The following is a 19,879-nucleotide window of genomic DNA, read 5'->3' on the forward strand; positions in this document are numbered from 1 at the left end:
GACCACAAGACCTACCAGCCCGCCCCCGCAACCTGACCCCATCAGCAAACCCGGAAATCACCAGTAGGACTTGACAACCTCATTGAGATTCCTCCTGAGGAAAGAGTCGATGATGGAGTCGAGCAACGCCGGCTGGAGAGCCATCACGTGGCCAGCGGCCGTGAGGGGAGCCGGACCGGCTCGATGCTGTGCTCCACACCGGTCAGTGCATCGGTATTCGCGAGCGAGAGGCTTATCGAGAACCGCCGCATGGGGGCCGGAGTGAGGAAGAACGGGCGCGTCCGGAGGGGTGGAACTACGCCCGTTCTCGCCCCCTTTCGTCCCAGCAACGGTGTGAGAGCACCGTCACGACGAAGGGGTTGCATCGGGGAAGGGAATGGTGCGAGCCACCCGTGTGTCCCCTCGATCCCCCGATCCCATCGCGAATCCTAAACGCCGGCGTCCCCGTCGCGGCAGCGGGTGAGCGGACCGCATTGGAAATATTCGTGTCACAGGTCGCGGTGCTAGGCGAGGCGGGCTCCTGTGTCGTGGAGCAGAGTGCGCATCAGCCATCCAGCTTCGGCGCCGACGACGGTGTCGAGGACATCGCAGAACACGCGGCAGAACTCGGGGCCGTGCCCAGCGGGGCGGGGTCGCAGGTGGTGGGCCAGCTCGTGCAGCACCAGCAGTTCTCGCACGGCACGCTCGCGGAGCGGGACCGCGATCGTGGCAGTGGCGGGCTCGTAGTGTGCGTAGCGGCTGCCGCGCCGCGCACGCACCCGCACTGGTACCGCGGCGTGCGGGTACCGGACCCGAATAGAGGGCAACGCCAGAACGGCGTCGAGGTACGCGTTCACGGATTCGACTGTGCCCATGCGTCTTTCGATCGGCACGCTGATCTGGGAGCCGAACAGTTCGACGGTGCGCCCGGGAGTGCGGTCGGCGAGATCGAAAAGGACACGCAGCCGGTGCTCGGCGTCGTAGACCTTGCGGCGTTGCCCGTCGCGTGGCCGTGCGGTCACGACGGCAAACCTTTGCGCGGTCCGCCGATCTGGCCGAGGTCGTGCAGGCGGGCGCGTTGTCCGTCGCGGTCACCGGCGTCGGCAGCGGCTGGTGCGTGTCCCATAGCTCGCCGGTGACCAGTCCAGGTGCCTTTCGCGGTCGAGTGGGCGGTGTAGTAGTCGCGCAGCTCGATGTCTTTGTCCCGCAACGCCAACGCCGTGCCCGGTGCTGCCGGTGTGTCGGTGGCGAGGGCGTCGCCGCGTGCCTGGTTGCGGTCGGCGCGCAGGCGTTGTCCGACGCGGGCGGCGAAGGCGCGCTGGTAGGCCAGGCGCGCGGTGACACCGGCGACCGGGTGGCGTTGGTGGGCCGCGGAGTGCAGGTAGGCGCGTGAGCCACGCACCATCTGGGCGAGCAGATGGGTGTAGAGCAGTTGGGTGGTGTCGATGTCGGCGCCGAGACCGAAGGCGATCACCCAGGTCGAATTGTGGGCGGCGTCCACGCGGACGTCGTTGGCGTGGGCGATGGCCACGAACAACGCCACATAGGTGGCCAGCCCCTTGCTGCCCTTGGCGCCGATCTCGATGCGCCGCATGCCCGGCATCGGGCGGGCACGGCCGCGGTCGGCGGCAGCGGCGCGCGCCACGGCCAGGTCGATGGAATGCTGGGTCGCCAGCTGCTGGGCGCGGGACAGGAATGCCTCGGCCTCGTGCGGGTTGTCGGTGCCCTCGGCCTGGCGCATCAACGCACCGATACGTGTGAGCAACTTGTCCGAGTCCGTCATCGCTCACCGTCCCCGGTGAACAGGGTGCGTGTGGCGATGATCGCGGCCAGCAGATCCAGCGGCTGACCACCGCCGTCGCTGGCGGCGGCGTCGCGGACCTTTCGGAGCTTGCGCAGCCGCGAGGCGGGGCGCAATTCGACACCGAACCTGTCCATGCCGTGTTCGCCGCCGGATGCTCGGATCAGGGTGTAGTCCTCGATCGCGATCCACGCCTCGTACCACGCTTCGGCCGGGTGGCCTTCACGTCGGCCTTCGCCGGGATCGGGAGTCGGTGGCACCCAGAGGCGGCAGGTGCAGTCCGGGTCGCCGCACCGTCGGAGGCTGGGATGGCGGTTGTAGTGATCGGTCTGCCCGGCCAGCATGGGACATGTCCGTTTCGAGTAGAGGCCGCACTCGGGGTGCAGGGCAGGTTCTGGGCCGATGCCGCGCAGGTAGTCCTGCGGCCTGATGTAGACCACGACCCAGGGGCCGTCGAGGCGCTGACCGCACACTTGACACAGGCTGTGCAGCCAGATCTGTTGCAGCCGCGCCGGGTTCACCGCGCCCCACACCGGTTTGCCGGGGTCGCGGTGGGTCATCGTGATGTAGGGCACGACCATGCCCGCCGAGACCGGCGCGTCGGCCAGACGCTGCGGAACCGGGGCGGGGGTGGCGGCGCCGGGAGTGTCGGGCATCGGGTACCTCCATTCGGATCGAAAAGGGGAAACGGAGCAGGGAGCTGGAGCGGCGCTGCTGGCGGCGGTCCATGCGCCGGCGGGGCCGTAACGATCACTGCTCCTCAGCCGTCCCAGGGCCTGGAGGCGGATGTGCGCGCAGTGCGCGACCGGCGGTGCGTACGAGCCGTTCTCTCGTCTGGTAGTCGGCGATGGCGTTGTTGAGCAGTTTCAGTGGCTCACCGCCGATGACGGTGGCCATCGTGTGCGCGACCCCGAGTGCATGCCGCGTCGAGGCGATGTAGGGGTCGAGAGCGTCGAGCAGGACCTCGACGGTCTCGTCGCGGCTCAACGGTTGTGCGGTGGAATTGCGCACGGGTGCTACTCCTTTCGAGTCCGAGAGCACATCGCTCGGTGGCGGGACCGGTCAGTGGGATTGCAGGCCGAACAGGTCGGCGTAGCGGTCGGCGCCGTCGAATTGCGGGCATGCGCAGCGGGGGAAGGGGTGCGCGCAGTCGGCGCAGTATCCGCAGTATCCGCAGTGCGGGCCGAAAGGGTCGTCTTCGAATGCGCCGCAGTATTCGCAGAATCCGATGTAGTCGGTGTCGGCGCTGGCCCACTCATGTATCAGGTAGCTGTCGTTGGAGTACCAGGTGCCGCCGACCCAGTGCCCATGGTGTTCGTTGAAGATGTAGGCGGGGTGTTTGTAGGCGGGATCGGTGGTCAAGATGACGACCTTGTTGGAGGCGAGCCAGTGCTCAAACCGTTCCCGCCCCGCCCAGCTGTCCAGCGACCCGAACGGGTTGGTCGGCAGGAAATCTTCGGCCGCGATGCGCGTATCCGAGCGGGCGTCACCCGCGGAGGGGTGCACGTTGTCGGGTAGGACGCCGTTGTGGGCGAGCACGGTTCGCTGGTCGCCGCCGACGAGGAAGGGGTGGCAGTTGCTGATGTCGCGGTCGCCGTGGGTGGCGTAGCGAGAATGGAACAACGCCGGGCCGCCGGGACGTGTGCTGCGCTGTTCGGCGAATTCGGCGATCACCTGTTCGGCGTTCATGCCGTGGCCGACGAGGACGGTGTCGCCGGTGTGGATGGCGTACCCGTGGCCGTGGGGGTTGGCCAGCGCGCCGCCGTGCAGGGCGTCGAGGTCGGGGTCCTGGCCGGGTTTGTAGAAGGTCAGGATGCACACGCGAGGGCCTCCAATTCGTCGGTCAGGCAGCGGTATTCGGGGCGGGCGGCCAGCCACGCGGTGAACGCCGCCCATTCCCATCCACGGCGGCGCGCGATATCGGCGGCCAAGAGGGTGCGCGTGTATTCGACGGAGGCGTCGGCGAAGGCGAGCGCGGCCTGCACCTCCCGCGTGCTCAGAGAGCTGGCGAACACCCGCAGTTCGAACGTGTCCTCGGGACAGACATTGATCGCTTGGTACCGGAACGCGCCTCCGGTCTCACCCTTGGCGTGGGCAGCGGCGCGAGCGCGGGCACCCGGATCGAACATCGCCCACTCCTCGGAGTCACGCCGCGCCAGCGTCTTGACGTGGAACTCGTTGCGGTAGACGAACTTCAGCCACCGGTAGGTGTGCGCGGGGGAGGAGAACCCGGCGCGGGAGACGTGGACGTGGATGCCGACGCTGGTGTCGGTGTAGGCTCCCAGCATCCGCAATCGGTTCAGCAGCGACCACGGAAACTGCTGGCACGCATACTCATACGACATCGGATGCGTCACGAGCTCGTATCCGCACGGCTGGATACTTCCGTCCTCCTTCAGGTATCCGAGGTCGCCGAGATGGTCGATGGCGAGTTCGGCGGCGTCGTCGAAAATGCCTCGGGGGGTTTTGATTTCGAGTTCCAGTCCGAGGTACAGCGGTCCGCTGCCGTGGAAGTCGGGTTCGGGTTTGTAGCTGTAGGAGTGGATGCCGTGGTGGTCGGGATGTTGGTTGGCGCAGGTGTCGCAGTAGTCTTCCCAGCAGCGGATGAGGATCTCGCAGCCGGCGCACCGGTGGTAGTCGGCGTCCTCGCAGCGCCCGCACACATCCGCCCCGGATTCGGTCTCGTTGAGTCCATCGGAGCGTGAGCCGCAGTCATCGCAGACCAGGTAGCTGTCGGCGCAGTCGTCACAGACATCGCCATGGCCGATGACACGGATCAGGTCGCTGTCGAAGCGGTCGCAATCGCGGCACCGACGCCAGCCGATCGAACAATCTGTGCACACTTCGGTGCCGCGCACGGTGGAGCGGCGCCCTCTGGTGGGGGTGGCGCAGTCGTCGCAGGTGTCGAGCCGGTCGGCGCACGCGCGGCACAGATGATCACCTTCGACGGTGGTGACGGTCGTGTGGTCGTCGATCGGGTGTGAACAGTCCTCACACCGCCGATCGGTGAGCGTGGATGCGGGCATACAGGATTCACGTCCTTCCAGAAAGTGGGGGACAGACGACGGCGCCCCGCTGCGGGCCGGGCTAGCGGCGCGAAGCGGGGCGCGAGAGGAAAGCGGTGCCAAGCAGCTCGGGTCGAGCGGGCCTGGCGGTCGGGTCAGGTCCAGCCGGGTGTGGGGGCCGCGGTGGGAGCAGGCCGGGTCTGGGTGGGCAGGCACGCGCAGTAGGAGAGGGCATGGTGGCAGCCGAAGCACCAGCCGCAGGCGCGGCAGTAGCGGCTGGTGCGTTCGAGATCGCGGTCCAGGCAGTACCCGCACACCGTCCGCCGCCGGGCCAGCCACCGTTGGTCGGGCGGCAGGTAGGAGCGATTGGAATACCAGATCCCGCCCACCCATTGGCCCGCGTGCTCACCGAACAGGTAGGCGGTGTGGGCGTAGGCCGGGTCGACGGTCAAGATCACCAACTTGCTCGACCCCAACCACCCCGACAGCCCCCGCGCCCCGGCCACGGTGTCGATCGGCCCGAACGGCTGGCCCGGCAGGTAGTCCTCGGCCGCGATCCGGGTATCAGAACGCCGGTCATACGCGCGCGGATGCACCCGTTTGGGCAGAGTGCCATTGTGCGCCAATATCGTTCGATGGTCACCACCGAGTGGGAAGGGGTGACAGTTGGACAGGTCGATCGCGCCGCAGGTGGCGTAGCGGGAGTGGAACAACGCCGGCCCGGCCGGGTGGCCGGCGCGGGTGCGGGCGAAGGTGGCAATGACGGTGCCGGCGTTCGTGCCGTGCCCGGTGATGATGCGCCCGCCGGTGACGATCGCGAAGCCGTGACCGTCGGGGTTCGCCTCGGCCCCGAACCGCAGCGCGCGGGTGTCGATCGCAGCGCCGGCGGGGTAGTAGGTCAGCAGGCACATTCGAGGTTCTCCATTTCCGCGGTCAGTGGCTGGTAGTCGGGGCGTGTGGTGACCCAGGTGGCGAAGCGGGCCCAGTCCCAGGCGCCGGCGCGGATGTCGGCGACCCGCAGGCCGCGGGTGTAGTCGATGGAGGCAGCGGTGAACGCGAGCGCGGCCATCGATACACATGCGCCGGGTTGTCGAACCCCGCTCGGCTGGCGTGTACATGCAGCCCCACCGACGCATCGGCTTCACATCCGAGTCGGTGCAGCTGTTCGAGCAGCGGCCAGGGAAACTCGTCGATCGCGTATCGATAGGCCATGGGATGGCTGACGAGCTCGAACCCGGACGGCCTGATGGAAGAATCCCGTTTTAAATATCCGAGGTCGCCGAGGTGGTCGGTCGCGAGTCCGGCGCAGGTGTCGAAGCGGTGTTCGGGGACGATGATCTCCAACTCGAGCCCGAGGTAGAGCGGTCCGGTGCCGTGGAAGCGGGGGTCGGGGCGGTAGGTGTAGTTCCACACCTTCCCCCGGTGGGCGCATGCGTCACACCGGTGTCCGGGTTGGACGAGGGTGCCGCATTCCGGGCACGCGCGGGATCGGCTGGCGCAGCGGGGGCAGGCGCGGTGTCCGCCGGAGATGTAACGGCTGTCGGCACTGAACCGCCCGCAGCTGAAACACGCGGCGAACAACGCGCCCGCGCACCGCGCGCACACCAGGTCATCGGTATCGGTACGCAAGTCCCATTCGCGATGCACAACTCCGTATCGGACGCCGCGCCGGCCGGCCGACAGGGGGAGTCGACCGGCGCGGGACAGGGACAGAGACAGGGACAGGGCAAGCAAGGAGCAACGGGAGCACCCGATAGGACCCTCGAGCTTCGCTCAGGCGGCCAGGCTTGGACGGGCGTATTCACACTCATCGGCCGGTTGGCCGTGGTGGCGACCCGGACACTCGATGGCCCGCAGGACGCGGTCGGCCACGGACAGGCGGGTGCGGGTCTCGGCTTCGAGATCGTCGATGCGGGATTTGGCGATTGCCTCGTAGTGCTCGTGTGAGTCGGTCACCGAGTCCACGTGAGGGAATCCGGCCTGGATCCACATGCGCACGTAGAGTCCGAATGCGGCCGTGTTGAGCGGTGCTTTCTGGCTGGCCTGCATGACCGCGAGCGCGACCTCGGCCGCGGTCCCTGGGACGGGGGACAGGCCGGCGGCGACGCGGTCGAGCAGTTCACGGCAGTGCGACCGGTACACGAATTCCTGGCGCATCCGCTCATGGGTCGGCATCAACAGCGCGAACGAGTGGTAGAGGGTGTTGCGGTGGCGCGGATGGCGTCGTTGCGCGCGGGCGATTTCGTCTTCGGCCCAGTCGATCTGCTCGAACACCGGCTCGAGATCGGACAGACACCGAGACACCACCGATGCGACATCAGCGACATCGTCGAGCTGACTTTCGGCCACGAAGGACTCCTTTCGGCAGCAATGGGCAGTAGAGAAAAGGGAAGCGAGACATGACCACGAGTTGACGGCTGATGTGGCTGCCTCTGACAGCGTTGTGCCGGATGCGGCGCCGCTGGATGGCGGGCGGTGGGCGTATCGTTGAACTGCGAGGCGCGGGTTGATCTCACCCAGAATTTCGGAGATCCGACATGAACGACCCCCGAACGAGCAGAAGCAAACGCGGACAAGACGCCGGGAAACTCGCTGGCCAGCTACGTCATTCGCGGGAAGTAATGGATCGCCGCCGCGCGCTCGAACGTCGCCGCGAACAGAATGTCAGCGACGCCGTGCGGCAGTATTGGTCAGCGTGGCAAGCGATTTCAACGATCGAACAACGCCGCGACCGCCGCATCACAGCGTTGCACGACAAGATCCGCCACCTCGAACAGACCGCGACAGCTGAAATCGCGGTACACCACACCAGGCAGGCTGCGGCCGTGGCGCGAATGAACGAGCACGGATGTAGCACCGACGAGATCGCCGAACTACTCGAAATCAGCCTCAGGGGCGCGCGTCAACTACTTGCCGCCGGGCAGGAAAAGCCGGAACCAGGCGTGCAGGCGGCACATCGTGAGAGCGAGTCACCGCTCAACGAGCCGCGGCGGTCTACGGGATCGGCAGAACAATCGCCGTAACCGACGTTCAGAGATAGACCGCCGAGGGGATCGCCGAACGGACGATCGCGCAAGCGAGCTCCGACCGGCCTACGGTGGCGGGGGTCTGCGACCCTGTATCGGGAGAGATCACGCGTCGTTGAGGTAACCCCCGGCGTTCCAGACGATCCCCTGGAAACCGCCTGGAGGGACCGGATGCCGCACTGGGATCCCGGCGGCGGGCGCGAAGGGCCAAAAGCACATGCCACATCGGTGGCAGTACACCCCAGCCCGCCACACCGCATACGCCGCAGGAGCCCCGCGCCGAATCCGGGCCGAGCGTCGCAACCGCCGGAACGCGAACCACAAAATCAGCAACGACGGAAGCGCGAGGAAAAGCGCAAAACCAAAAGCGCCGATCAAAATCGAAGCAGCCGAGACGTCGGGGTGTGGACGGCTTATTAGCACGCCCCCAGCGGCGAAATATCCGACCGCAGGCAAGCTCAGCACCAGTGCGAGGGTGGTGAGGCGACCAGCACCCCGGAATCCGGGCTCGGGCGCGAGTGATTGTGCGAGATAACTGGATTGCGTTCGCTCAACGAGCGAGGAGCCCATGACCGGCACCAGACCCGACGAACTCACACCGACACCGGAGTAGTAGTCGGTGCCATAAACCGTCGAGGTGCCCGAAGCGCGGATCGCAGGAACGCTCTGCACGCAATCGTCGTAACCGCAAGAGGGACAAGATATATCGACGCTCATGAGGTTCCGATTCCCTCCGACCGCCGCTGCGCCGGGAAGATCGCAGGTGCGCAACAACGTCTCTGCTCGTAGCCGGTGTCGAGATGGTTGCGTCCATCGAACACCTCCACTCCGAGCATGTCGATAGGTAAAACGCACAGTTGTGTCACCCATCGGGCATGTACCTCCTCGTCTGCGACAGAAATATGGCGCACATCACACAACCCTGATAGAGGGTGCCTACTCGTCATCTGCATGAGTCCGTGAAGTACGCGCGCCGAGCGTCGGCATTCTCGAATACGACGCCCCTACCGGGACCTGTCCGTGTGGTCGATCGGCCTGCTGACGCCGTCAGTAGCAGGGATGGGATGTTGACGGCGTCAGCAGGGAACAGGTATCGTTTGCGCCGGAAAATTGCGCGAATTCTCGTGAAATTCCTGTTGCTACCGGCGGAAACGTTGCATCGGCCGCCTTAGCTCGACTTTTGTGAGGCAGGGGTTAGGGGTTCGATTCCCCTAGGCTCCACTTCTTCTTCTCACGATCCGGGGGGATCCGATCCGTCTCTCTCGCCGGTTCCGTCTCGCCGATCCACCTCACTCAGCGCCGCCGGTACCGCTCGTCGGTGCCGGAAGCCGTGGCTGCCGGGGCGGTCGCGGCACAGTAGGGTGGACGACATGAAACTTCTTCTGACGATCGGTGCCATTGCCGCAGTTGTCTTCGCCGTCACCAAGGTTCGCAAGCGGAGCGAGGCGGATCTGTGGCACGAGGTGACCGCGCGCTGAGCCGCCACGCTCACCGGGGCCTTAGCTCAATTGGCAGAGCACTGCCTTTGCAAGGCAGGGGTTAGGGGTTCGATTCCCCTAGGCTCCACAAATCCCACAGCTCCACAAATTCACGGCCGGGCCAGCAGGTCGATGACCGCCTGCACTTCCTCCGGCGTCGGGGTCGGCAGATTGTCGCGGCCGTGGATCAACCCGATCCCCAGATATACCATCGCGCCCGCGCGCAGCCGCGCCTGTCCCGGCTCGAACCCCAGATCGAGCATCGCCGTCTGCACGGTCCGGAAGATGCGCTGATCCAGCGCCCGGACCGCCGCCGCCACGGTGTCGTCGGTGCGTGACCACTCCCGCACCGAGGCCTCCACCATCCAGTGCTTCGGATCCACCAGCATGGCCGCCATCTGTTCGATGCGGGACTCGACCGGAATCGAATCCAAGGCGGCGAGGGCCCGGACCGCCTCGCTCTGCATTTCGCCCCACCGGTCGGCCATCGCGGCCATCAATTGTTCGAGATCGTCGAAATGCCAGTAGAAACTGCCCTTGGTGACACCCAGTTCCTCGCACAGCCGGGGAATCCGGATCGCGGTCACACCCTCGCGCGCGAGGAGATCCAGCGCGCCGTTCACCCAGTCGTCGTACGACAGCCGCGTCGTCTGACGGCGGTTGCGATGTTGTGCCTCCGCTTTTCTGGAGACCGCCTTCTTGGACGTGACCGGGGCCTTCTTCGGTGCCGTCATCCATTCACCGCCGAGTCGCCCAGGTCCATAACCCGATCGTAGGGGAGCCGGCCCGCTGTGGATTCGACATGCGCACGGCCCACCTTCTCACCGTTCAAACGAGTACCGTCCACTGTACTCAATGGTATGGTCGCTGCGACGGGTGACGATCGATGTCACCTCGGAAGGTGCGAGGGATGTATCGACCGATCGGCCGCCGTGCGATGCTGCGCGGTATCGGCGCAGGTCTGACGGCCGCGGTGGCCGGGCGCGCGGCGACAGCCACGGCCGATCCCGCGCCGGGCGGATTCGAGAGCCCGCTGTTGTTCCACTCGCCCCCGATGCGGCCGTTCGTGGACGAACTCCCGCGGCCGCCCGTCGTCATCGGCAGTCACCTGGACCTCGTCGCGACCACCACCAGCCATCGTTTTCACCGCGATATGCCCGCGGTGCCCGCCTTCGGATACAACGATCAGACCTATCTGGGCCCGACCGTCGAACACGAGGCCGGCCGACCGCTGACCGTCCGGTTCCACAACCGGCTCGGCGCTCATCCGTTCGCGGCCGATATCGACACCACCCTGCACGGGGTGCCGGAGAGCTACCGGACCACGGTTCCCGCCTCGCTGCATCTGCACGGCGGAGTGACTCCGCCCGCCAGTGACGGGCACCCGGAACAACTGGTCATGCCGGGACAGCACCTCGATCACGACTTCCCGCTGCGGCAGTCGGCCGGTCACCTCTGGTACCACGACCACGCGATGGGGATCACGCGGGCGAATGTCTACGCCGGATTGACGGGCATGATGCTGCTGCGCGACGAATTCGACACGGGAGCTCCGGACAATCCGCTCGGACTGCCGGCGGGGGAGTTCGAAATACCCCTGGTGCTGCAGGAGAAGTTGTTCGCCCCCGACGGCCGCCAGAGTCTGCGCTCGACCGCGGTGGTGTCACCGGGTTCGTGGGAAGGCGGTGCCGTCGGCGACGTCGGAGTGGTGAACGGGGTGGTGTGGCCACAGCTGCCGGTCGCGCGCGGGCTGTATCGGTTCCGTGCGATCAATGCCGCCTCGTTCAGTACGTGGAATCTGTTCTTCGGCAATCGGATGCGGTTCTGGGTGATCGGAAACGACCACGGACTGCTGGATGCGCCGGTGCCGGTGCGCAATCTGCGACTCGCTCCGGCCGAACGGGTGGATCTCCTGGTGGATTTCGCCGATCTCGCGCCGGGGGAGACGGTCGAACTGTGCAACGACGAACCACCGGTGTTCCAGGCGTCGATCCTGGGCGAGGTCGCGATGCCGGTGTTCTGCCGCTTTCGCGCCGAGGATCGCACGGGGTTGCGCGGGCCGGTCCCGCAGACGCTGCGCGGTGGATCGCGACAGCCCGCGCTGCTGCCGCCGGTGCCGGTGCCGACTCTGTCGCGGACCCTCACGGTCAGCCAGCCGTACGAACTGCGGATGCCGCCCGCGATCATGTCGTTGAACAACCTGCGCTATTCGGATACGGATATCGAAATGCCGCGGCAGGGCACGACCGAGGTGTGGAACATCGTCAACATCACGCCCGATCCCCATCCCATCCACATCCACCTGGTGGATTTCCGCATCCTGAGCCGTACGCCGCTGCGCACTGTGGATTACCAACTCGCTCATCCCCAACCGGCGATCGGCACCCGGTGGGCTCCCGATCCGGAGGGCTTCCTGGCCGGGCCGCCGCAGCCGCCGGCGCCGTGGGAGAGCGGCCGCAAGGATGTGGTGCGAGTCGACGGCGGCACCGTCACCCGGATCGTGGTGCGCTTTCCGACCGCCGACGAACTCGGATTCGATCCGGACGCGCCCTTTACCGGACTCACCGCGCCCATGCCGGGTGCGGCGCATTCGGCGGAGCATGCCGCGCATCGGGATTCGGATCTGCGCGGCTTCGTCTGGCACTGCCATCTGCTCGATCACGAGGACCACGACATGATGCTGCGATTCCGAACGGTGCGGTGAAATGACGACACAGATACGAACCCTGAAATGCCCCAGCGCTTTCCGGTATTGGGAGGCGAAGCAGCAGCCCGCCGTCCAGCGCTTGGAAGCGATCGTGCGGAAAGTGACCGGGGCCGAACTCTTTCCCACCGACGAGCAGGCCCGGGCTCTCACCGAGGATCTGTTCGCCGGTGATCCGGTCGCCGAACGATTCGTCGCCGAGGTGATGCACGGGCCTGGTGGTTCGGCAGAGGGCCGCGCACTGCTGGACCGGGCCTTGGCCGAGGGAATCGATGCCGTTCCCGAGGCGCCGGATTCGATGCGCGAACTGTTCGCCGAATTCGACACCGTGCCCGAGTGGGTGCGTCCCGAATTGGTCGAACAGGGTGCGGCCATCTGGCGGCGCTGGGGCACCATGCTGTTCAGCTTCGCGGGTGCGGAAACACTGGAGATGTACACCGAATCGGCGGTCGCGACTCCGCTGTCGCTGGCGGGCGGATATGCCGGAAACAGTGCGCTGCGCAGGTATTTGGAGACCTGCCGATTCTGGATGGACGTCTCGCAGCCGAATGCGCTGCTCACCCCGGGGTCGACCGGGCGCGCCACCGCGCTGAAGGTCCGCGTGATGCATGTGTCGGTGCGGGCGCGGGTGGCCGGCCATCCCGAATGGGATATCGACAAGTGGGGGCTGCCGATCAGCCAGACCTATCAGTTGCTGACCCTGATCGCGGGCAGTGTGACACCCGGCCTCGGGCTGTGGGCGCTGGGATATCAGACAACGCCGTCGGAAATCCGTGCGCTGCTGCACTTTCAGAAGTACATGGGATATCTGCTGGGCGTGCGGTTGCAGTGGCATCCGGAAACCGTGGTCGACTCGCTGCGGGTGCTGGCGATGACCATCGCCTCGCGTTCCTACGACGCCGGTGCGCACGGAGCGGAATTGATCGAGTCCTATCCCGCCGCGTTCGCTCCCCGCCCCGAACACCGCGGCGTGAGCCGGCTGCGCGCCGCCTACAACTACCGCATCAACTCCGTGTATTCGGCGATGTACATGGCGCCCGGCACGCGGCGCAAATACCGTATGCCCCCGGCCTTTCCCTGGTTGCTGATTCCGGTGCTGCGGTTTCCGCTTATCACCGCGATGGAATTCGTGCGCCGGATACCGCCGGTCGGGCGGGTGCACGAGAAGGTGATGGTGCGGCACCGGGAGAACTGGTACCGGGCCCAAATGCAGGGCAGAGAAGCGGAATTCGATGCGAGCGGAGCGTTGCGGCGATGAACGACACAGCCATTGTGGAGGCGTGGAACGGTCCCGGCCGCCGGGACGGTGAACTCACCACGGTCGAACCGCGCCACAACGCACTGCATCCCGCGGCGAGTTCGCTCGCCTTCGAGCACTGGTATTTCGACGCACATCTCGACAGCGGGCATACCGTCGTCGGATTCCTCACCAAACGCCGCCCGGAGGATTTCCCGCACGCGCGTCCCTGGGTCGAGCTGATGGTCTACGAACCGGACGGCACCCGTCGGCAGGTCTCGCGGAAATATCCCCGCAATCAGGCGTCGTTCGACACGCAGTCGTGTGATGTGCGGATCGGAGACAACCGGGCCTACACCGAATTCCGGCCCGACGGATTGCCGACGCATCACCTCAGACTGGCCGAGGACGGTTTGGTTTTCGATCTGCGCTTCGACAACGAACTGCCGAGCTGGATGCCCGGTAAGGGGGAGACGCATTTCGGCGGCGGTGATTCCTTCGGCTGGGTTGTCGGCGCGCCGCGCGCACGGGTGAGCGGCACCGTGACCATCGGCGGCGTCGAGCGGTCCGTCACCGGTCGCGGGTACGCCGATCACAACTGGGGTGTCGGCGATATGCGCAAGATCATCGAGCGCTGGCACTGGGGGCGGCTGTATGTCGAGGACTATTCGCTGCTGTTCGCCGACGTGCTGACCCAGCAGCGACGCGGCGCGCACGAGATCGCGCCGCTCATGCTGGCCCACCACGACCGCATCGTTCTCTCGACCGGCGAAACGACGCTGCGCGAGGGACCAGCGCGTTTCGACGCGACCGCCGGGCGCGGCTATCCGGAGTGGATCGAACTGCGCGTACCCGATCGGGTCGAATTGCGGCTGACCGTGGATCGGGTGATTCACGCCCACGATCTCCTCGACGATATTCCGCTGGTGGGCACCCGGCTGCTGAAACCGCTGGCGCACAAGTTGATCGGACATCCGGGCTATTTCCGATTCGAATCCACCTTCGAACTGACCGTGCTCGGCGGTGCGGAACCGGTCCGCCGCACCGGCACCACCTTGCACGAATTGGTGGCGCTCACCTGAGACTTGCGCGGTTCGCGCATCCGCGGTGCAAGGGCGCTGCAAGCGGTCGGCGGCAGGGTCGATGTCATGAGCGAGACATTCGATGTGGTGGTCGCCGGCGCGGGCCCGGTCGGACTGATGCTGGCCTGTGAATTGCGGCTGGCCGGGGTGGAGGTGCTGGTCGTGGAGCGGTTGACGGAGATCGATCGGACCATCAAGGCCGGCGCGATCAATGTGCCGACGGCTCAGGCCTTCGATCGGCGCGGACTGTTGCCCGAGTTGCTGGCGCATCAGCACGCGGCGATCGAGCGGATGAAGGCGTTCCACGTCCGGAGGGTGGCCGCGAACCGGCCGCCGATCGCGGGACATTTCGCCGGAATCATGTTGTCGTTCGACCTGATCGACGCCGAAGACCCGGCGTTCGCCGGGGTGGGGCCCGCGGGCCGGGCCGTCCTGGTGAGCCAGCAGGGCATCGAGGAGATTCTCGGTGTGCGCGCCGCGGAACTCGGCGTGGTGGTACGCCGGGGCGTGGAAGTGACCGATCTGACCGACCACGGCGACGGCGTGACCGTGCGCTGCCGGGCCGCCCAGGGCGGTAGTGCCGGGAGCTGTGGCGGCGAGGAGATACGTGCCTCGTGGTTGGTGGGTTGCGACGGTGGACGCAGTACCGTCCGCAAACTCGCCGGCTTCGACTTCCCGGGCATCGGGCCGGAGATCACCGGACGGCAGGCGGTGGTCGAGATGTCGGAAACCGAAGGGCTGCAATCCGGTTGGCACGACACCGAGCACGGCATATACGTCTACGGGCCGACTCCCGGCCGCTTCCTGACCGTGGAACTCGACGGACCGCCGATCGATCGCGACGCGCCGATCACGGCCGCCGAACTGGAGGCGAGCCTGCGCCGCGTTTCCGGGGTGCCCGTGCGGGTCTCGGCGGTGCATTCGGCCACCCGGTTCACCGACAACACCCGTCAGGTGCCGGACTACCGCAAGGGCCGTGTGTTGCTCGCCGGTGATGCGGCGCATGTGCATTCACCGTTCGGCGGACAGGGCCTGAATCTCGGAATCGGCGATGAGCGGTATCCGATCGGCGCCTGGGTGCTGGAATGGACCCGGGCGCAGGTCGCGCTCATGCGACTGGACCGGCGCAGCACGGCGCGACCACCGTGTTCAAGCGGATCTCCGGTGTGCTGCACCGCTATCACCTGGGCGGCGACCACGAGCTGATCGGCACCATCGCTCCCGATCGGGATCTGTCCGACGGGACCCGCGTGGCCGAGCACTTCACCAACGGTCAGGGTGTGCTGTTCGATTTCGCCGACTCCGCGCAGCTGCGCGCCGCGGCGGCGCCGTGGCAGGACCGGATCCGGATCGTCACGGCGAAGCCGTTGGACGCCTCGGACGGGTCCGGCTCCCGCGATGCGGCCGGCGTGCTCGTCCGTCCGGACGGCTACGTCGCCTGGGCCGCCACCGACGGCACCGAAGGTTTGGCGACCGCGCTGACTCGCTGGTTCGGCCGGTGAGCGCGATTTCTCATCGGCTCGTTCGGACGTGTTATATGTAACTGCGCGTAGCGGGCAGATGTGCTGCTTGCCTACGATCGCAACGCTATCGTTCGTCGAGGCGCCGGTGGTCCGGCGCGTGCTGCGGGACTCGCGGCCGGGAGTGGAAGGAACAGTCCGTGGTCGCGATCGTTGCGGACCTGCCGCGCGCGGCGCGCAATATCTGGGCGGTGTCGTTCGGCGACGGAATCGAGCCCTACCGGCCGGCGCCGTCCACGCCGATCAGCGAACAGCCGCACAATCGACTGCTGCGGTACGACCGCGACGAACCCGGCACCGGGAATCCGGTGCTGCTGGTGCCGCCGCTCGCGGTCACGCCGGCTTGCTTCGACCTGCGCGACGGCCAGAGTCTCGTGCGCTATCTGCTCGGCATCGGCAAGCAGCCGTACGTGGTCGACTACGGCGATTTCGATTACGGCGACCGGGATCTCGGCCTCGAGCACTGGACCCACGGCATCGTGCCGGAGGCGGTGCGCCGGTCGCCGCCGAACACGGGCGACCCGTGGACGTGATCGGCTGGTCGCTGGGCGGCGCGCTCGCGATGATCGCCGCGGCGGCACACGCGGATCTGCCGATCGCATCGGTCACCGGCCTGGCCACGCCCTTCGACCAGCGCCACACGCCGTTTCTGGTACCGGTCCGGATGGCGGGGAGACTGACCGGTGGACGCGGCGTCGCCCTGGCGACCCGGTTGCTCGGCGGGGCGCCGCGCGAGCTGGTCCGGCTCGGGTTCCGGTTACAGGCCTTCGATCGGGAGCTGACCCGTCCGTTGTTCATCGCGCGGCATGCCGCGGATACCGAAGCGCTGGCCCGGATGGAAGCGGTCGACCGCTTCATGGCGACGATGCCCGGTTATCCCGGCCGTTCGCTGTGGCAGATCTATCGCAGTCTGGTGTTGCGAAACGAGCTGGCGGACGGCGTGATTCGACTGCGCTCGGATCTCGTCGTGGATCTGTCGAAACTGACCTGCCGGGTCCTGCTGATCGGCAGCCGCACCGATATGCTCGTGCCCGCCCGTTCCACCCGCCGCGGAGTCGAGCTGCTCACCGGTGCCGCCGACGTGCGATTCGCGGAGGTGACCGGCGGACATCTGGGCCTGATGGTGGGTCCCGACGCGGCCGGCTCGACCTGGCCCGCGATCGGCGAATTCCTCGGCGAATCCGGAGATTCCGATCAGATCAAACCGAGCTCGCGCGCCCGCGCGATGGCCTCGGCCCGGGAACCGCTGCCCAGTTTGTGATAGATTCCGCGCAGGTGTGTTTTGACGGTGTTGATCGAAACGCCCATGCCCTCGGCGATATTGAGCGTCGTCATCCCGGACGGCAGCTGGCGCAACACCGACATCTCGGTTTCGGTCAATCCTGGAATGTGCGCCGCGCCGCGGGCCGACGGGTGAGACCGGATCAGATCGACCAGCCGGTCGTGGTGACCGAAGCGGCCGACCGAACCGTCCAGTAACGCAACGGTTCCCGGCACCTCCAGGAACGGGCGCACGATCCGGTCGTCGGCGGCGTGAGTCAGCGCCTGCGCCACCGCCTCGTAGGCCTTGACCGGGCGGTCCAGATGGGCGGACGCGGAGGCGTACAGGAGCCAGGCCGTGACGGCGGTGAGCGGGGGCAGTCCGTCGGTCCGGCGCAGCAGTGGCTGGAGCAGTTCGAGTGTCGTCGACGAGGTCTGCGCATACTCCGACAGGCATGCCTGGGCCAGCACGACCTCGGGCATATGGCCCAGTACCGCGACCGCTCGCTCGACCAGAGTCTGTGCGCCGACGCGGGATTGGATCCGCAGCAGGGCGAGGACCGTATGCAGGACCAGATTGCCCGAGGAGCGCGCCGGTGTCGGTTCGGCGAACATGTCGAGCAGTTGAATCCGCAGCGTATCGGCAGCCAGGAAACGATCTGTGGCGGAATCGAATTCGATCAGCCGCAGAATCGCCTGCGCCTGACGGTCGGCGGCCGGCGCGGGAGAGAGGCCGCTCGTCGTGGCGGGCGGTAGCTGGCCGTGCACATCGATCGGATCGCCCTGCAGATAGCGGGTGTACGCGATCATCGCCTGTGCATGCGTCATCGCGGAATGTGTTCGCAGTCCGTATTTCTCGGCGAGCGCCACGGCATGTTCGGCCCGCTTGCACATCACTGTGAGATGGCCGCCGATACCGCCGCACAACGCCAGTCGCGTCGCCGCCGGCACGACGAAGCGACCCAGTCCGGCATGTTCGGCCAGCGCGAGCGCCTGCCACAGCCCCGATTCCGCGCGCGCGACATCGCCGCGGTGCAGGTGCGCGTTGGCCAGCTGCAGGATGATGTAGCAGTCCAGTTCGGCATGCCCGGTCGGAGTGGGCGTCGCCGGATCGGGAGCGGCGGGTTCGGCGCCCGTCAGCACCGCGACATCGGCGGCCACGGCGCAGCGCAGCGCGGTCAGCCAGGACGCGGGCACCAGTGCGGACGCCGAACAGGGTTCTGCTTCGAGGCGATCCAGGTAGGCCGTGCAGGCCGCCACGTCTCCGCGGCCCACGGCCTCGGCGATGCGCAGCAGTTGGACGAATTGATCGTCGGCGAGTTCGCCGACGTCGTCCAATCGGGCGAAGAAGGACGGCCCGTCCCCGCCGAACACCAACCTCGGGCCGTGTTCGCGGATGAACCGCGACAGCTGTGGATGTCCCGGCACGGCGAGGACGTGATGCAGTGCGGCGGAAGGCATCCGGGCATCGATGAACCACTTCGAACAGCTGCGGTGAATGCGCTGCAGCCGGTCCGGAAGCGAGCGTGCGGCTTCGGCGAGCAGATAGGCGCGCAGCATGGGGTGGTAGCTGTGCCACAGTTCGCCGTGGCGGGCGACGCAGGTGACCGGCAGATTGTTGCGCAGCAGATATTCCAGCGTGGCCGGGGCGGATTCGCCGACCAGCTCCGTGGCCAGCGCGACACTGAACTCCTCGGGCACCGCGGTGGCGAGCAGGAAGTGCAGCGCATCGTCCGGCAACGCCCCCAGCAGCTCGCCGACGAGGAAGTCGCTGATGGCATGCGGTGCGCTGGCCAATGCCGCCAAGGCGGTGGGCCGGTCCTGCGGATTCGCGGCCAGATAGATCGCGGCTATTCGTACCAGCGCGGCCCAGCCGCAGGTCAGCCGCTGAATGCCGGCGATATCGGCCGCGTTCAGGTGGATGTCGTGCTGGTCGAGCAGGGCCGCGGTGTGTTCGTCGTCGAGCGCGAGTTCGCGCGCCGTCAGCCGGGTGAGCCTGCCACTCAGCTCGAGGCCGTGCCATCGCAGCGGCGGATCGAACCGGCCGGTGACGATGGTTGTCAATGTGGGCGGTGCGTTTTCGACGACGTATTCCAAACCCGCGAGGGCCAAGGGGTCGGTCAGCAGGTGGGCGTCGTCGAGCACGAGAACGGTCGGTTCGGCTCGGTCGGTCAACCGGTCCACCAGCGTCGCCGGTTCGGCGAGGGGGCCGGTGGGGTCCCGGTCGGGTGATCCGACGGGTAGGTCGAGCACTCCGGCGATCGCACGCCACAGATCGGCCGACTCACCGCGGCGGCCGGTGAAGGTCAGCCAGCCCACCCGGCAGGCGGAATGCCGGGGTGCCAGTCGCGCCACCCAGTCGGCGGCCAGGACGGTCTTGCCGGTTCCCGCGGGGGCGCAGATCAATACGGTCTGGCCGGCGCCGGTCGCCGCCGCCTCGTCGATGCGGGCGTGGGCAGCGGGAAGCGACAGCGGTACGAAGGAGAGTTCCGGCACGCCGAGTTGGAGGCCACTACGAATGGCGGCAACGTTCGAGCTATCGGCTAGCGATCGCGTTGTTCTGGGCGAAGCGTCCAAAGCGCCTCCCGGAGCTGTGCCTTCGCCGAAGGCGGTGTCGGTGAAGCCTGCTTTCTCCAAACTGAAACGTACACTAATCATTTGCTGAATTCGGTCAAAATGTGCGTCCCATCATGATTTCGAATCGGTCTCGGGCCGTCGAATTCGGCCGTGGCGCAGGACGTAACCGGCCGGTCGGAGCCGTAGTGTCGGTCGGAGAATCGACACACC

The 19,879-nt window shown here is 67.0% G+C and carries 21 protein-coding genes and 1 tRNA gene; 10 read left to right on the forward strand and 12 right to left on the reverse strand.

Annotation, left to right across the window (positions count from 1 at the left end; genetic code table 11):
• Nucleotides 1-503 precede the first annotated feature (503 nt).
• From IG65_RS0121150 to IG65_RS0121190, 9 genes are all read right to left on the reverse strand, one after another.
• Nucleotides 504-1,001 carry a TIGR04338 family metallohydrolase gene (locus IG65_RS0121150; RefSeq protein ID WP_030516680.1) on the reverse strand — a complete coding sequence of 166 codons (498 nt, stop codon included), beginning with the start codon at nt 999-1,001 and terminating at the stop codon, nt 504-506.
• The gene (locus tag IG65_RS0121155; protein WP_030516681.1) at nt 998-1,762 is read right to left on the reverse strand and encodes a DUF2786 domain-containing protein; all 765 of its coding nucleotides are present in this window, start codon (nt 1,760-1,762) and stop codon (nt 998-1,000) included. The genes IG65_RS0121150 and IG65_RS0121155 overlap by 4 nt, the downstream gene beginning before the upstream one ends.
• Nucleotides 1,759-2,436, reverse strand: a complete 678-nt coding sequence (locus IG65_RS36020; protein ID WP_051756591.1) for a hypothetical protein — start codon at nt 2,434-2,436, stop codon at nt 1,759-1,761. The genes IG65_RS0121155 and IG65_RS36020 overlap by 4 nt, the downstream gene beginning before the upstream one ends.
• Before the next feature lie 94 nt (nt 2,437-2,530).
• On the reverse strand, nt 2,531-2,791 hold the full coding sequence (locus IG65_RS0121165; protein WP_030516683.1) for a hypothetical protein: 261 nt from the start codon (nt 2,789-2,791) through the stop codon (nt 2,531-2,533).
• A 51-nt stretch (nt 2,792-2,842) separates the two neighbouring features.
• Nucleotides 2,843-3,601, reverse strand: a complete 759-nt coding sequence (locus tag IG65_RS0121170) for a class II glutamine amidotransferase (RefSeq protein WP_030516684.1) — start codon at nt 3,599-3,601, stop codon at nt 2,843-2,845.
• On the reverse strand, nt 3,589-4,806 hold the full coding sequence (locus IG65_RS39195) for a hypothetical protein (protein WP_030516685.1): 1,218 nt from the start codon (nt 4,804-4,806) through the stop codon (nt 3,589-3,591). Before IG65_RS39195 ends, IG65_RS0121170 begins: the two co-directional genes overlap by 13 nt.
• 134 nt (nt 4,807-4,940) lie before the next feature.
• Complete coding sequence (locus IG65_RS34960; RefSeq protein ID WP_051756593.1) at nt 4,941-5,696, reverse strand: class II glutamine amidotransferase; 756 nt, start codon at nt 5,694-5,696, stop codon at nt 4,941-4,943.
• Complete coding sequence (locus tag IG65_RS39200; protein ID WP_231509326.1) at nt 5,684-5,854, reverse strand: hypothetical protein; 171 nt, start codon at nt 5,852-5,854, stop codon at nt 5,684-5,686. The genes IG65_RS34960 and IG65_RS39200 overlap by 13 nt, the downstream gene beginning before the upstream one ends.
• Nucleotides 5,855-6,558: 704 nt before the next feature.
• Nucleotides 6,559-7,059, reverse strand: coding sequence for a hypothetical protein (locus tag IG65_RS0121190; RefSeq protein WP_156055712.1), 501 nt, complete (start codon nt 7,057-7,059; stop codon nt 6,559-6,561).
• A gap of 263 nt (nt 7,060-7,322) precedes the next feature.
• Between IG65_RS0121190 and IG65_RS37880 the strand changes: the two genes are divergently transcribed.
• Nucleotides 7,323-7,808: a hypothetical protein gene (locus IG65_RS37880; protein WP_156055713.1), complete on the forward strand. Its 486-nt coding sequence runs from the start codon at nt 7,323-7,325 to the stop codon at nt 7,806-7,808.
• Nucleotides 7,809-7,916: 108 nt separating this feature from the next.
• Here IG65_RS37880 and IG65_RS37885 read toward each other — a convergent pair whose 3' ends face one another.
• Nucleotides 7,917-8,528: a hypothetical protein gene (locus IG65_RS37885; protein ID WP_156055714.1), complete on the reverse strand. Its 612-nt coding sequence runs from the start codon at nt 8,526-8,528 to the stop codon at nt 7,917-7,919.
• A gap of 653 nt (nt 8,529-9,181) precedes the next feature.
• Here IG65_RS37885 and IG65_RS39205 point away from each other — a divergent pair.
• Both IG65_RS39205 and IG65_RS0121210 read left to right on the forward strand, forming a co-directional pair.
• Nucleotides 9,182-9,289 carry a DLW-39 family protein gene (locus tag IG65_RS39205; RefSeq protein ID WP_218018595.1) on the forward strand — a complete coding sequence of 36 codons (108 nt, stop codon included), beginning with the start codon at nt 9,182-9,184 and terminating at the stop codon, nt 9,287-9,289.
• Between the two features lie 15 nt (nt 9,290-9,304).
• Nucleotides 9,305-9,377, forward strand: a tRNA-Ala gene (locus IG65_RS0121210).
• A 22-nt stretch (nt 9,378-9,399) separates the two neighbouring features.
• On the opposite strand, the gene IG65_RS0121215 is transcribed toward IG65_RS0121210, so the two are convergent.
• Nucleotides 9,400-10,023 carry a TetR/AcrR family transcriptional regulator gene (locus IG65_RS0121215; RefSeq protein ID WP_036525355.1) on the reverse strand — a complete coding sequence of 208 codons (624 nt, stop codon included), beginning with the start codon at nt 10,021-10,023 and terminating at the stop codon, nt 9,400-9,402.
• 176 nt (nt 10,024-10,199) lie between these two features.
• Between IG65_RS0121215 and IG65_RS0121220 the strand changes: the two genes are divergently transcribed.
• From IG65_RS0121220 to IG65_RS39220, 7 genes are all read left to right on the forward strand, one after another.
• Nucleotides 10,200-11,993, forward strand: a complete 1,794-nt coding sequence (locus tag IG65_RS0121220) for a multicopper oxidase family protein (RefSeq protein ID WP_030516689.1) — start codon at nt 10,200-10,202, stop codon at nt 11,991-11,993.
• A gap of 1 nt (nt 11,994) precedes the next feature.
• Complete coding sequence (locus IG65_RS0121225) at nt 11,995-13,251, forward strand: oxygenase MpaB family protein (RefSeq protein ID WP_030516690.1); 1,257 nt, start codon at nt 11,995-11,997, stop codon at nt 13,249-13,251.
• The gene (locus IG65_RS0121230) at nt 13,248-14,312 is read left to right on the forward strand and encodes a lipocalin-like domain-containing protein (protein ID WP_030516691.1); all 1,065 of its coding nucleotides are present in this window, start codon (nt 13,248-13,250) and stop codon (nt 14,310-14,312) included. The genes IG65_RS0121225 and IG65_RS0121230 overlap by 4 nt, the downstream gene beginning before the upstream one ends.
• Nucleotides 14,313-14,378: 66 nt before the next feature.
• Nucleotides 14,379-15,518 carry an FAD-dependent monooxygenase gene (locus IG65_RS34965; RefSeq protein WP_231509328.1) on the forward strand — a complete coding sequence of 380 codons (1,140 nt, stop codon included), beginning with the start codon at nt 14,379-14,381 and terminating at the stop codon, nt 15,516-15,518.
• Nucleotides 15,458-15,814, forward strand: a complete 357-nt coding sequence (locus tag IG65_RS39210) for a hypothetical protein (protein ID WP_231509330.1) — start codon at nt 15,458-15,460, stop codon at nt 15,812-15,814. Before IG65_RS34965 ends, IG65_RS39210 begins: the two co-directional genes overlap by 61 nt.
• A gap of 158 nt (nt 15,815-15,972) precedes the next feature.
• Nucleotides 15,973-16,365, forward strand: a complete 393-nt coding sequence (locus IG65_RS39215; protein ID WP_063833696.1) for a hypothetical protein — start codon at nt 15,973-15,975, stop codon at nt 16,363-16,365.
• Nucleotides 16,356-17,093: an alpha/beta fold hydrolase gene (locus IG65_RS39220; protein ID WP_063833697.1), complete on the forward strand. Its 738-nt coding sequence runs from the start codon at nt 16,356-16,358 to the stop codon at nt 17,091-17,093. The genes IG65_RS39215 and IG65_RS39220 overlap by 10 nt, the downstream gene beginning before the upstream one ends.
• Here IG65_RS39220 and IG65_RS0121245 read toward each other — a convergent pair.
• On the reverse strand, nt 17,027-19,588 hold the full coding sequence (locus IG65_RS0121245; protein WP_030516692.1) for a LuxR C-terminal-related transcriptional regulator: 2,562 nt from the start codon (nt 19,586-19,588) through the stop codon (nt 17,027-17,029). The genes IG65_RS39220 and IG65_RS0121245 overlap by 67 nt on opposite strands.
• Nucleotides 19,589-19,879: the final 291 nt, after the last annotated feature.

The sequence above is a fragment of the Nocardia sp. NRRL WC-3656 genome, assembly GCF_000720265.1.
Taxonomy (GTDB): Bacteria; Actinomycetota; Actinomycetes; order Mycobacteriales; family Mycobacteriaceae; genus Nocardia; species Nocardia nova.

What these genes read in the sequence shown, in the direction of transcription:
- IG65_RS0121225 (WP_030516690.1), top strand. Translation starts at nt 11,995, where the DNA reads ATGACGACACAGATACGAACCCTGAAATGCCCCAGCGCTTTCCGGTAT.
- IG65_RS39205 (WP_218018595.1), top strand. Translation starts at nt 9,182, where the DNA reads ATGAAACTTCTTCTGACGATCGGTGCCATTGCCGCAGTTGTCTTCGCC.
- IG65_RS39200 (WP_231509326.1), bottom strand. Translation starts at nt 5,854, where the DNA reads ATGGCCGCGCTCGCGTTCACCGCTGCCTCCATCGACTACACCCGCGGC.
- IG65_RS34960 (WP_051756593.1), bottom strand. Translation starts at nt 5,696, where the DNA reads ATGTGCCTGCTGACCTACTACCCCGCCGGCGCTGCGATCGACACCCGC.
- IG65_RS37885 (WP_156055714.1), bottom strand. Translation starts at nt 8,528, where the DNA reads ATGAGCGTCGATATATCTTGTCCCTCTTGCGGTTACGACGATTGCGTG.
- IG65_RS0121220 (WP_030516689.1), top strand. Translation starts at nt 10,200, where the DNA reads ATGTATCGACCGATCGGCCGCCGTGCGATGCTGCGCGGTATCGGCGCA.
- IG65_RS39195 (WP_030516685.1), bottom strand. Translation starts at nt 4,806, where the DNA reads ATGCCCGCATCCACGCTCACCGATCGGCGGTGTGAGGACTGTTCACAC.
- IG65_RS34965 (WP_231509328.1), top strand. Translation starts at nt 14,379, where the DNA reads ATGAGCGAGACATTCGATGTGGTGGTCGCCGGCGCGGGCCCGGTCGGA.
- IG65_RS37880 (WP_156055713.1), top strand. Translation starts at nt 7,323, where the DNA reads ATGAACGACCCCCGAACGAGCAGAAGCAAACGCGGACAAGACGCCGGG.
- IG65_RS0121230 (WP_030516691.1), top strand. Translation starts at nt 13,248, where the DNA reads ATGAACGACACAGCCATTGTGGAGGCGTGGAACGGTCCCGGCCGCCGG.
- IG65_RS0121215 (WP_036525355.1), bottom strand. Translation starts at nt 10,023, where the DNA reads ATGACGGCACCGAAGAAGGCCCCGGTCACGTCCAAGAAGGCGGTCTCC.
- IG65_RS36020 (WP_051756591.1), bottom strand. Translation starts at nt 2,436, where the DNA reads ATGCCCGACACTCCCGGCGCCGCCACCCCCGCCCCGGTTCCGCAGCGT.
- IG65_RS0121155 (WP_030516681.1), bottom strand. Translation starts at nt 1,762, where the DNA reads ATGACGGACTCGGACAAGTTGCTCACACGTATCGGTGCGTTGATGCGC.